Raw genomic sequence first — 12576 nt, forward strand, 5'->3', positions numbered from 1 at the left:
GATGCATTCCACTGCCGCGTAGCCCGAAGGCTGAACGGCTGCTGCCGGAAACGCTTATGCCTTGCCGCGTTCGCGGGCAATGGCGCGATAGCCGATGTCGGTGCGGTAAAAGCAGCCCTGCCAGTCGATTTTCTCCACCAGCGCGTAAGCGTGTTGCTGCGCCGCATCGACTGTCTCGCCCAACGCCGTGGCGCAGAGCACCCGACCGCCGGAAGTGACCACTTGGCCATCTTGCAGCGCGGTGCCGGCATGGAAGACCTTGCCGGGCAACTCTGCCGCGTCATCCAGGCCATGGATGGCGTCGCTCTTGCGGTAATCTGCCGGGTAGCCGCCAGCCGCCAGCACGACGCCCAGACTCGGGCGCGGGTCCCATTGCGCTTCGACTTTGTCGAGCGCCTGAGCCAGCGCGGCTTCGACCAGCAATACCAGACTCGATTGCAGGCGCAGCATGACCGGTTGGGTTTCCGGGTCGCCGAAGCGGCAGTTGAACTCGATGACCTTCGGGTTACCGGCCTTGTCGATCATCAAACCGGCATAGAGGAAGCCGGTGTAGACATTGCCTTCGTCGGCCATGCCGCGCACGGTGGGCCAGATCACCAGGTCCATGACCCGCTGATGCACTTCGCTGGTAACCACAGGCGCCGGGGAGTAAGCCCCCATGCCGCCGGTGTTCGGGCCGCTGTCGCCATTGCCAACACGCTTGTGGTCCTGGCTGGTAGCCATGGGCAAGACATTCTTGCCGTCGACCATAACGATGAAGCTGGCTTCTTCGCCGTCGAGGAACTCCTCGATCACCACCCGTGAACCGGCCTCGCCAAAGGCGTTGCCTGCGAGCATGTCGCGCACGGCTTCCTCGGCCTCGGCCAGGGTCATGGCAACGATCACGCCTTTGCCGGCCGCCAGGCCATCGGCCTTGATCACGATGGGTGCGCCTTTTTCACGCAGGTAAGCGAGGGCTGGCTCGATTTCGGTGAAGTTCTGGTAGTCGGCCGTCGGGATCTTGTGACGCGCCAGAAAATCCTTGGTGAAGGCTTTCGAGCCCTCCAGCTGGGCGGCGCCGGCGGTAGGACCGAAGCAGTCCAGGCCGCGGCTGCGGAACAGATCGACCACACCTGCCACCAATGGAACTTCCGGGCCGACAATGGTCAGCGCGACATTCTTTTCGGCAAAGTCGGCCAGTTGCTCAAGGGCCAGCACGTCGATAGCGACGTTCTCGCACTTGGCTTCGATGGCCGTGCCGGCGTTGCCCGGGGCCACGAAGACTTTCTGGACGCGGGGGTCTTGTGCGACTTTCCACGCCAGGGCGTGTTCGCGGCCGCCGCTGCCGATGATCAATACGTTCATGTTCTGTAACCTCGAATTCGCAATGCATGACGGGCCGGGCGCCGATCCTTGTGGGCGCAAGGTTCGCCTGCGGTGACCTCTTCGAGGACGCCATCGCAGGGAAGCCTTGCTCCCACAGGTCCGGGTTACGCCGGCCGTTGTCTATCAGTGACGGAAGTGGCGCATGCCGGTGAATACCATCGCGATACCCGCCTCATCGGCAGCAGCAATCACCTCGGCATCACGCATCGAGCCACCCGGCTGGATCACCGCCGTGATGCCCACCTTGGCCGCGTTGTCGATACCGTCGCGGAACGGGAAGAACGCATCCGACGCCATCACCGAGCCAGCCACCTGCAAGCCTGCGTGTTCCGCCTTGATCGCGGCGATACGGGCCGAATTGACGCGGCTCATCTGGCCCGCGCCGACGCCGATGGTCTGCCGGTTGCGAGCATAGACGATGGCATTGGACTTGACGTACTTGGCCACTTTCCAGGCGAAGATCAGGTCATGGATTTCCTGCTCGCTCGGGGCGCGCTGGGTGACCACTTTCAAGTCATCGGCGCTGATCATGCCGATGTCGCGGCTCTGCACCAGGAGGCCGCCGTTGACCCGCTTGTAATCCCAGGCCGCGGCACGGTCCTGGGACCACTCGCCGCAGACCAGCAGGCGAACGTTGGCCTTGGCCGCCACCACAGCGCGCGCTTCTTCGCTGACGCTCGGGGCGATGATCACCTCGACGAACTGACGCTCGACGATGGCACGGGCCGTTTCGGCGTCCAGCTCGCGGTTGAAGGCGATGATGCCGCCGAACGCCGACTCGGTGTCGGTGGCGTAGGCCAACTCGTAGGCCTGGCGAATCCCGCCTTCGGCATCAGGGCTGACGGCGACGCCGCACGGGTTGGCGTGCTTGACGATGACGCAGGCAGGCTTGACGAAGCTCTTCACGCATTCCAGGGCGGCGTCAGTGTCGGCTACGTTGTTGTAGGACAGCTCCTTGCCCTGCAGTTGGGTGGCGGTGGCGATGCCCACTTCGGCTGGCTTGGCTTCCACGTAGAACGCCGCTTTTTGGTGCGGGTTCTCGCCGTAGCGCATTTCCTGGGCCTTGAAGAACTGGCTATTGAAGGTGCGCGGGAATTCGCTGCGGGCTTCAGTGCTCAAGGTCTCGGCGCTCTGGCTCACGGTGCCGAAATAGTTGGCGATCATGCCGTCGTAGGCGCTGGTGTGTTCGAACGCCTTGAGCATCAGGTCAAACCGCTGGGCGTAGGTCAGGCCGCCGTTCTTCAGGCTTTCCAGAACACCCGTGTAGTCGCTGGCATTGACCACGATGGCCACGTCCTTGTGGTTCTTCGCTGCCGAACGGACCATGGTCGGGCCGCCGATGTCGATGTTCTCGATGGCCGTCGGCAGGTCGCAACCGGGCTTGGCCACGGTGGCTTCGAAGGGGTAGAGGTTGACGGCCACCAGGTCGATCGGCTTGATGCCGTGCTCGCTCATGATGGCATCGTCGATGCCGCGACGACCGAGAATACCGCCGTGGATTTTCGGGTGCAGGGTCTTCACCCGGCCGTCCATCATCTCGGCGAAACCGGTGTAGTCCGCCACTTCGACCGCTGCGATCGAATGGTCACGCAGCAGTTTGAAGGTGCCGCCGGTGGACAGGATCTCGACGCCGAGGGCTTCCAGTTCACGGGCGAATTCAACGATGCCGGTCTTGTCGGAAACGCTGATAAGCGCGCGGCGGATCGGCAGGCGGGTGGTCTGATCGGTCATCTCGATTTCCATCTTGAACAGAAGATTCAACAAAAAAGGCGAACCCTGAGGTCGCCTTTTCTGATTTTAAATGGGTGATGTTTACAGCAGATCGTACTGCTTGAGCTTCTTGCGCAGCGTACCGCGATTCAGGCCGAGCATTTCGCTGGCCTTGGTCTGGTTGCCCTTGACGTAGTTCATCACGCTCTCGAGCAGGGGGGCTTCGACTTCCGATAGCACCAGGTTGTAGACGTCCGTGACGGCCGCGCCCTCAAGGTGCGCGAAGTAGTTGTGCAGCGCCTTCTCGACACTGCCGCGCAGGGTCTGACCCTCTTCGCTCGGCGTGTTCAGGTGCTGTTTCAGGTTGACGTTGTCGCTCACGGGCGTTGTTCCACTCACTAAAGTCTCAGTCATCATCGTCATGCGGCCACACCCTCTGCGTCCCTTGTCACCAGGCTCTCATGGCGTTCGCTGAAAAATTGGCGAACGTTGGCGCATTGCTCTTGCGTATCGATCAAAGCGTTGAAGTGGCTGCGAAACTCCTTGGCGCCCGGCAAGGTCGCCAGGTACCAGCCGACGTGCTTGCGGGCAATACGAACGCCCATCACCTCGCCATAGAAGGCGTGCAATGCGCCAAGGTGCTCCAGCAGGATGCCTTCCACTTCAGTCAACTGCGGCGCCGGCAACAAATCGCCGGTTTGCAGGTAGTGCTGGATCTCGCGAAAGATCCATGGCCGCCCTTGGGCGGCCCGGCCGATCAACAGACCGTCAGCACCCGTGGCATCCAGCACGGCCCGGGCCTTTTGCGGTGAATCGATGTCGCCGTTGGCGAAGACCGGAATCGACACCGCCTGCTTGATGGCGGCGATGGTGTCGTATTCGGCTTCGCCGGTGTACAGGTCCGCGCGGGTCCGGCCATGTACCGCCAAGGCGGTAATGCCGGCCTGCTCGGCAATCTTTGCAACGGTGATGCCATTCTTGTTGCTGCGGTCCCAACCGGTGCGAATCTTCAAGGTCACCGGTACATCCACCGCCCCGACCACGGCGTGAAGAATTTCCTTCACCAGGTCTTCATCCTTCAACAGCGCGGAGCCAGCGGCCTTGTTGCAGACCTTCTTGGCCGGGCAGCCCATGTTGATATCAATGATCTGCGCGCCCATCTCGACGTTGGCACGTGCCGCCGCTGCCAGCATCTGCGCGTCGCCGCCAGCGATCTGTACCGAGCGTGGCTCGGGATCGCCGTCATGCAGCATGCGCAGCCGCGACTTGCGGGTGTTCCACAGGCTCATGTCACTGCTGACCATTTCCGACACCACCAGGCCGGCTCCCAATCGTTTGCACAATTGCCGAAAAGGTTGGTCGGTGACGCCCGCCATCGGGGCGAGGATCAGCGAGTTCTGCAGTGTATACGGGCCGATGCGTACCGCCGACATAGGAGTTCCCTGTTGTGGGGGCCGATCTGGGAGTTCGAAAAAGGGAACGCATAATACCCGCTCTCGATGACCGGATAAAGGTCGATTTGGATAAAATCTGAACAGTTATCGCGTTATAACCGGATGCACAACGGGCCCGAAGGTCATTCGGGCGAGCGGAAGCTCAGGCTGTAATTGACGGCCTTGGGCCCTGGATCGAGGATGTCCAGCGCGATGTGGATAGGCGTTTGTGGCGGCATTTGTGCCTGACCGGTCAGATCACCGCCCAAGTATTCCCCGGGTTTGAAGCGACGACTGGCGATCAGCGCGCCGTTAAGGTCGGCGAAGCGCAACTCCAGCAGTGGAAAAGGCTGTGCGAAGGTTGCCCGATTGTAAATGATGGCATCGACCACCAGCGCGCCGCTGAAGTCGGGGTGGCTGCGCACCACCAGGTTGCTGCTCTTGATCAGTGCGATATCCACCTTGGAAGGCACCGTGCAACCTAAATGCGGGCACACCTGCTCGAACCACGGCCGGTAGTCATCCTGGCGCGCCAGTTCGTCAAAGTGATAGGTGACGTACTGCGCTCCGAGGCCCAGGCCGGCCAGCAATGACAACGCGGCCCACAGCAGGCGTCGACCCGTGCGTGCCTGAGGTTTCTCCCAAACGTACTGGGGCGGGTCCTCCAGCAGATCATCCAGCATGGGGTCATGGCGCAGCGAGGGTTCATTACGCGGGGTGGTCGTACGGGTTTCAGTCAGTGGCGGTTCATGTTCCACCACCAGGGCCATGGGCGGATCGACAGCCTCGGGCTCTGCTTCCAGCGGCTGCTCGAGTTCGTCCGGTGCGCTGTAAAGCGCACCCGGCCAAAGGGCTTCGTCGTGCTGTTCTTCGCGGGTGGCACTCAAGCCGTCATCACGGGGCGAGTGCTGGCGTTCGAGGGGGTCCAGGTCCAGTTCGGCTGCGCCGCGCCAATCACGGGGCGGTGGCGTTGCCGCGATGACCGTGTCGACCGGCATCGCCGCAATGGGCGGGTTCTGGCGTGCGGCGCTTTGCTCCAGCAGTTGGCGCGCTGCATTGAAGACCTGCAGGCACGAGCCGCAACGCACAGCCCCCCGGGCCACACTCAACTGATTGTGGCTGACCCGAAAACTGGTCTGGCAATGAGGGCACTGGGTGACGAAACTGTCGGTCATGCGCGAGTCCGGGTTGTACTGGCAGGTATTCTAGGCCGTCTTAACGACGGCGACCACTGATCCGCACCCAGCCGTCGCGGTTGGCGATGGGGTCCAGGTCAAAGTTGGCTGCGTAGGCGGCGGCCACTTCTTCGCCTTGTTCAGCGAGAATTCCCGACAGTGCCAGCAGGCCGCCCGGGCGCACCAGCCCACTCAGTTGCGGCGCCAACGACACCAGTGGGCCGGCGAGGATGTTGGCCACCAGTACGTCAGCCTGCATGGCCGGCATTTGCTCGGGCAGATACAGCGGGAAGCGTTCGGCCGCGATGCCGTTACGGCCAGCGTTGTCGCGGGAGGCTTCGAGCGCTTGCACGTCGATGTCGGTGCCGACGGCATGACGGGCGCCCAGCAGCAAGGCGGCAATGGCCAGGATCCCGGAGCCGCAACCGAAGTCCAGTACGTTGCAATCCTGCAGGGCCTGGCCGTCCAGCCACTCCAGGCACAGGGCGGTAGTAGGGTGGGTGCCGGTGCCGAAAGCCAGCCCCGGGTCCAGCAACAGATTCACCGCATCGGGCTCCGGCGCCGCATGCCAGCTGGGCACGATCCACAGCCGTTGGCCAAAGCGCATCGGGTGGAAATTGTCCATCCAGCTGCGTTCCCAGTCCTGGTCTTCGATGACCTCGGACTGATGCTCGGGCAATGGACTGCCAGTGAGCAGTTGCAGATGGGCAAAGACGCTGGACGCGTCGGTGTCGGCCTCGAACAGGGCCAGCAGATGAGTGTGCGACCACAGCGGCGTGGTGTTCAGGTCAGGCTCGAAGATCGGCTGGTCTTCGGCGTCCATGAACGTGACCGATACCGCGCCGACTTCCAGCAGCGCGTCTTCGTAGGTTTCAGCCTGTTCCGGGCTGATGGCCAGACGAACTTGAAGCCATGGCATGGCGGGTACCTTTGATGATTTCGAAAGCGCGGCAGTTTACGTGAGTAGGGGAGATTTGGCGATTTTTGCCGCAGGCACAAAAAAACCGGCCGGAGCCGGTTTTTTTAACGCCTGGACACTTACTTCTCGGCAGCCAGCTTGTGCTCCAGGTAGTGAATGTTCACGCCACCCTTGCAGAAGCCTTCATCGCGAACCAGGTCGCGATGCAGCGGGATGTTGGTCTTGATGCCGTCGACCACGATCTCGTCCAGGGCGTTGCGCATACGGGCCAGAGCCTCGTCGCGGTCCTTGCCATAGGTGATCAGCTTGCCGATCAGCGAGTCGTAGTTCGGTGGCACGGCGTAGCCGCTGTACAGGTGCGAATCGACCCGTACACCATTGCCGCCCGGTGCGTGGAAGTGCTTGACCGTGCCTGGGCTCGGAATGAAGTTCTTCGGGTCTTCGGCGTTGATTCGGCATTCCAGCGAGTGACCGCGGATGACGACATCGTCTTGGGTGTACGACAGCTTGTTGCCAGCGGCGATGCTGAGCATCTCCTTGACGATGTCGATGCCAGTGACCATTTCCGATACCGGGTGTTCGACCTGGACGCGGGTGTTCATTTCGATGAAATAGAACGCGCCGTTCTCGTAAAGGAACTCGAAGGTGCCCGCACCACGGTAGCCGATGTCGATGCACGCCTTGACGCAGCGAGCGAACACCAGTTCGCGGGCTTTTTCGTCGATGCCCGGTGCCGGTGCTTCTTCCAGAACCTTCTGGTGGCGGCGTTGCAGCGAGCAGTCACGGTCACCCAGGTGGATGGCGTGGCCTTGTCCATCGGACAGAACCTGCACCTCCACGTGGCGTGGGTTGGTCAGGAATTTTTCCAGATAGACCATCGGGTTGCCGAACGCGGCACCGGCTTCGGTGCGGGTCAGCTTGGCCGAGGCGATCAGGTCTTCTTCCTTGTGCACCACGCGCATACCGCGGCCACCGCCGCCGCCAGCGGCCTTGATGATCACCGGATAGCCGACTTCACGGCCAATGCGCAGCGCTTCTTCCTCGTCTTCGGGCAGCGGGCCGTCGGAACCGGGAACGGTCGGCACGCCGGCTTTCTTCATGGCGTCCTTGGCCGAAACCTTGTCGCCCATCAGGCGGATGGTGTCAGCTTTGGGGCCGATGAAGGCAAACCCGGATTTCTCGACCTGTTCGGCGAAGTCGGCGTTTTCAGCCAGGAAGCCGTAGCCAGGGTGAATGGCGGTTGCGCCGGTCACTTCGGCGGCAGCGATGATCGCCGGGATGTGCAGATAGGACAGGTTGGCAGGTGCCGGGCCGATGCACACCGACTCGTCAGCCAGACCCAGGTGCATCAGTTCCTTGTCCGCCTTGGAGTAGACGGCCACGGTCTTGATGCCCAGCTCTTTGCAAGCGCGCAAGATGCGCAGGGCGATCTCGCCGCGGTTGGCAATCAGGACTTTTTCCAACATCGCAGGCTCTCCGCTGGTCAAACGATGGTGAACAGCGGCTGGTCGTACTCAACCGGCTGGCCGTCCTCAACGAGGATCGATTCAATCACACCGCTTGTTTCAGCTTCGATGTGGTTCATCATTTTCATCGCTTCGACGATGCACAGGGTGTCGCCTTTCTTGACGGCCTGGCCGACTTCAACGAAGGCAGGCGAGGCAGGCGAGGATTTGCGGTAGAAGGTACCGACCATCGGCGAACGGGCCACGGTGCCGTTCAGCTTGGGGGCGGCCGGAGCTTCGGCGGCGGCCGGAGCGGCAGCGACCGGAGCGGCGACTGGCGCGGCCATCGGTGCAGGTGCGTAGTACTGCTGGGCAGGGGTCTTGCTGTGACGGCTGATGCGTACGGACTCTTCGCCTTCACGAATTTCCAGTTCATCGATGCCGGACTCTTCCAGCAGCTCGATCAGCTTCTTGACTTTACGAATATCCATCAATCATCAACTCCCAAGGGTCGGTCAGGGGCGTTTAAGCACATTCATGCGCCGGGCGAGCCTGCGGTCGCCGCAGCTGCGGATCACTCCACCGGCCACGGCCGGACAAGCAGGAGTGACGGCGGAAAATTTGCGTTAGTGCACGGTAGAAAGATGCACGTCGCTGAGTGGGATGCTCAACGGCGCGGGTGCGTCACGTCGTGCATGGCCTCGATTGATAAAATCGATTGGAAGATCGCCATTTCCTCATGCCTCTGCGAACGTGGGTTCGATCCGAGCGGGGCGACTATGCCGTAAACTGCGGTCAGCTGTCCAGTTAACTGCAATAGCCGACACGATGACCGATATTCACGCAAAGTTTGTGACTCGGACGCTCAAGGCGGTCATATGTATATTTTTTATCGCCGGTATCGAGGTTATAGACCTTGTTGGCGGTTCGCGCTTGTGAGCTTGCTGGCGAAATCGACGGCGTTTATCTCGCCAATGACCCTGGACCCCTCAACTTCGCTGCCGTTGCCAGCAAAGACCATCAGTGCCGGGGGGCCGAACAGCTTGTAGCGGTCCAACAGCGCGCGCTGTTCGGTGTTGCTCTGGGTCAGGTCGAGTTTCACCAGCCGGTAGCCTTTGAGCAGGCTGCGTACCTGCGGATCCGGCAGCACTTCATGCTCGATCACCTTGCAGCTGATGCACCAGTCCGCGTACCAGTCCAGCAACAGCGGTTGGTTGGCCGCTTTCGCCTCGGCGAAGACCGTCTGTAACTGGTCGTCGCGGGTGATGGTCTGCCAAGCCCCTGCTTCGGCGCCCGCGCCGGTGCTGGCAATCGGTGCCAAGTGGGCAGCGGCGAGAGGTTTGAAAGGGTCGCTGTTGCCACTCCAGGCGCCGTACCAGCAGGCCAGGCCGTAGAACAGTGCCAGCAGCCCGAGGAGTTGCGCCAGGCGCTGACGCGAACTCTTGGGGGTAAACTCCAGAGCACCGAGAAACACGCCGACGCCGACCCCGATCACCCCCAGCAACAGCAGTGTCACCGGGCCCGGCAGGACGCGGCTGAGCAAGCCGACCGCCAGGGCCAACAGCAGCACGCCAATGGCGTTCTTCACGCCGACCAGCCACGGCCCGCTTTTGGGCAGCAAGGCCGCTCCGCCGGTCCCGACCAGCAGCAGCGGTGCACCCATGCCCAGGCCCAAGGCCAACAACTTCAGCGCGCCGCCCCAGGCGTCGCCGCTGGCACTGATATAAAGCAGCGCACCGGCCAGGGGCGCTGAGACGCACGGCGACACCAGCAGGCTGGAGACCACGCCGAGCACTGCCGCGCCCCACAGCGATCCGCCCTTGGCATTACCGGCCAGCCTGTCCAGCCGTGAGCTGACGGCTTGCGGCAGTTTGAGCTCGAACAGGCCGAACATGGCCAGGGCGAATACCACGAAAAACAAGGCAAACGGGATCAGTACTTCAGGCGATTGCAGGCGCGCCTGCAGGTTCATCTGGGCGCCGAACAGCCCCATCAGCGCCCCAAGGGCGGCAAAGCACAGCGCCATCGGCAGCACATAGGCGAGCGATAGACTCAGGCCGCGCCAGCCACCGACCTGACCGCGCAGGACCACACCGGACAGGATCGGCAGCATCGGCAGCACGCAAGGGGTGAAGGTCAGGCCGATGCCGGCGAGAAAAAACAGCAGCAAGTCGCGCCAACCTGCAGACCGGCTGGCCGCTGGCGCGCCAGAGGCTGCGCCGCTGGCGTCTATGGACACATGCTCGGTTTCCGGGGGGTAGCACAGGCCTTTGTCGGCGCAGCCCTGATAGGTCACTGCCAGGTCGAATGGGCGGGAGTCGTTGGCGGGTCGCGGCAGGTCGACATCGATAATGCCGTGGTACACCTCGACATCACCGAAATATTCGTCGTGTTTTTTCTCCCCTTCGGGCAACTGGGGGGCGCCCAGTTTCAGATCGGCGGGGTTGGTGTGGAACTGGAAACGATGGCGATAGAGGTAATAGCCCTCGGCGGCGACAAAGCGCAGGCGCACGTGCTGGGCATTGGCTTCGACGACGCTGAGCTGGAAGGCTTCACGCACTGGCAGAAAATCGCTGCTGTTGTTCAGCGCCCCGCCCAGCACTGCGTTCGGGCGGCTGTCCATGAATCCGGAAGCAGCGACCGGCAGGGCCAGGACCAGTAACAGAAGACAAAGCAGGCGGCGCATAGGGATCTCGCGAAGAGCAAAGCTGCGCATCATATCCCAGTCAGGTTTCGGGTGCAGGGGGAGGGGCGTTACCTTTTATGTCCCGGCAGGCGGTCCTATAGTGATAACTGAACCCGATTGCGCCCCGCCGCCTTGGCCCGATAAAGCGCGGCATCCGCCCGGGAGGCCATGTTCACACCATCGAAGCCAGCATCCAGTTGGGCCACGCCGGCGCTGAAGGTGCAATTGAAGTCCCGTGGCTGCGCCGGGTAGTGAATGTCGGCGAAGCGTTCGCGAATCTCGTCGAGGACCTGTTGGGCGGCTTCCAGGTCGGTATCGGGCATGACGATGGCGAACTCTTCACCCCCGTAGCGACCGATGAAATCCGTCTTGCGCAGGCGCTGTTTGAGAAACAGCGACAGGCTCTTGATGACCCGGTCGCCCATGGGATGGCCATGGCTGTCGTTGACCTGCTTGAAATAATCGATGTCCAGCATGGCGAAACACAGCGGCTTGCCTTCGCGACGCGCGCGGAAGCTGCAATCTTCGAGTAGTTGCAAGATATGGGTGTGGTTGTACAAGCCGGTCAGGCTGTCGCGCACCATCCGCGCCTTGAGATTGCGCGCACGGGCGGCCCGGTTGCGCACGGTGGTAATCAGGTGGCGGGAGCGAATCGGCTTGGTGAGGAAGTCGTCGCCGCCCTCGCTCATGGCATCCAGTTGCTTGTCCAGGTCGTCTTCGGCTGACAGATAGATGATTGGCACACTGACGTAACGGTCGTTGTGGCGAATCACCTTGGCCAGTTCAGTGCCGGTGCAGCCAGGCATGTACATGTCGAGGATGATCAAATCCGGCTGGAAATCAGCCAGCTCGGCCATGGCCTGGATCGGGTCGGTCAGGCTGCGGGTGACGATGCCGGCGCTGTTGAGCAGCCGTTCGGTGTGCATGGCCTGAGCACGAGAGTCATCGATCACCAGCACCCGAAAGGGCTCGTAATGAGCGGAGCAGGTCAGCACCTCGATTTTTTCCAGCAGGCTCGACGCTTCCAGGGTGCCACTGAGAAATTCCTCGCCGCCGGCTCGAACGGCTGCCAGGCGCGTGGGCGTATCGGTTTCATGGCGGCTGAAGAACAGTAGCGGCAGCTTCTGCTCTCGACCTTCTTGAGCCTGCGCCGCCAGGCTCAGACCCATGCCGACGCCGCCAAAGTCCACGTCCATGACGATGGCCGAGGGCTGGCGTTCGAGCATCGAGGCCTGAAACGTACTGACCGAATCCAGTGCCTGGGCATTGAGGCCAAAGAACTCCAGCTGCGTCGCCAGCCGGCCGGCGCGCTCTGCATCCTGTAGCGCCACATATACCGGTTTGCGCAGAGGTGGCAGGTGAGTCTGGTCCAGTTGATCACCGTGGCGCAGGCCGGTACGGGACAGCCGATGCATCAAGCGGTTGAGCTCGTTGATCGAGTCGCTGGTCAGCCGCCCGTGATTGTCCTCGACCCCTTGCAAGGCCGCGCTGATGCCCCGTGCCAGCATCACATGTTTCGGTTGCTCGAAGCGCTCGGCAAAACGTTGCAGGCGCAGGTTGGCCTCGCTGAGTTCAGCCAGATTGGCCGCTGACCATTCGCTGCGGTGCAGGCGCTGCCAGATCTCGAGGATCTGTCGCGCCTGGTGGATGACCCGCTGGGCGAAGTGGTGTTTCAGGCGTTCACGGCTCGGGTCTTCTGGCTCATTCATGGTTGGGCTACTGAGGGATGCCTGGAGGATCTCCAGTGGTGGCTCCATGCTATCACTTCCTGCGAGGGAACCGAATCTCTGGCGCCAGCAAACTGTACCCGGCGGCATGATTAAGGGATGAGCGGTCGCTCGCA

Annotated in this window: 10 protein-coding genes; all 10 read right to left on the reverse strand. The window is 62.2% G+C overall.

Annotated features, from left to right (window positions below):
- Positions 1–54: 54 nt before the first annotated feature.
- Positions 55–1344, reverse strand: coding sequence for a phosphoribosylamine--glycine ligase (gene purD / locus HB675_RS17120; RefSeq protein WP_213879621.1), 1290 nt, complete (start codon positions 1342–1344; stop codon positions 55–57).
- Positions 1345–1488: 144 nt separating this feature from the next.
- On the reverse strand, positions 1489–3096 hold the full coding sequence (gene purH, locus HB675_RS17125; protein ID WP_213879624.1) for a bifunctional phosphoribosylaminoimidazolecarboxamide formyltransferase/IMP cyclohydrolase: 1608 nt from the start codon (positions 3094–3096) through the stop codon (positions 1489–1491).
- A gap of 81 nt (positions 3097–3177) precedes the next feature.
- Entirely contained in the window at positions 3178–3498 is a 321-nt protein-coding gene (gene fis / locus HB675_RS17130; protein WP_008368706.1) for a DNA-binding transcriptional regulator Fis, read from the reverse strand.
- Entirely contained in the window at positions 3495–4508 is a 1014-nt protein-coding gene (gene dusB, locus HB675_RS17135) for a tRNA dihydrouridine synthase DusB (protein ID WP_213879626.1), read from the reverse strand. The genes fis and dusB overlap by 4 nt, the downstream gene beginning before the upstream one ends.
- A gap of 143 nt (positions 4509–4651) precedes the next feature.
- Positions 4652–5683: a DUF3426 domain-containing protein gene (locus HB675_RS17140; RefSeq protein WP_213879628.1), complete on the reverse strand. Its 1032-nt coding sequence runs from the start codon at positions 5681–5683 to the stop codon at positions 4652–4654.
- 40 nt (positions 5684–5723) lie between these two features.
- Positions 5724–6602, reverse strand: coding sequence for a 50S ribosomal protein L11 methyltransferase (gene prmA / locus HB675_RS17145; RefSeq protein WP_213879630.1), 879 nt, complete (start codon positions 6600–6602; stop codon positions 5724–5726).
- 119 nt (positions 6603–6721) lie between these two features.
- Positions 6722–8068 carry an acetyl-CoA carboxylase biotin carboxylase subunit gene (accC, locus tag HB675_RS17150; protein ID WP_213879632.1) on the reverse strand — a complete coding sequence of 449 codons (1347 nt, stop codon included), beginning with the start codon at positions 8066–8068 and terminating at the stop codon, positions 6722–6724.
- Positions 8069–8085: 17 nt separating this feature from the next.
- On the reverse strand, positions 8086–8538 hold the full coding sequence (accB, locus tag HB675_RS17155; RefSeq protein WP_213879634.1) for an acetyl-CoA carboxylase biotin carboxyl carrier protein: 453 nt from the start codon (positions 8536–8538) through the stop codon (positions 8086–8088).
- Positions 8539–8954: 416 nt separating this feature from the next.
- Positions 8955–10733, reverse strand: a complete 1779-nt coding sequence (gene dsbD / locus HB675_RS17160) for a protein-disulfide reductase DsbD (RefSeq protein WP_213879636.1) — start codon at positions 10731–10733, stop codon at positions 8955–8957.
- A 95-nt stretch (positions 10734–10828) separates the two neighbouring features.
- Complete coding sequence (locus HB675_RS17165; RefSeq protein ID WP_213879638.1) at positions 10829–12442, reverse strand: PleD family two-component system response regulator; 1614 nt, start codon at positions 12440–12442, stop codon at positions 10829–10831.
- Between the last annotated feature and the right edge of the window lie 134 nt (positions 12443–12576).

The sequence above is a fragment of the Pseudomonas sp. dw_358 genome (genome assembly GCF_018449655.1).
GTDB lineage: Bacteria > Pseudomonadota > Gammaproteobacteria > Pseudomonadales > Pseudomonadaceae > Aquipseudomonas.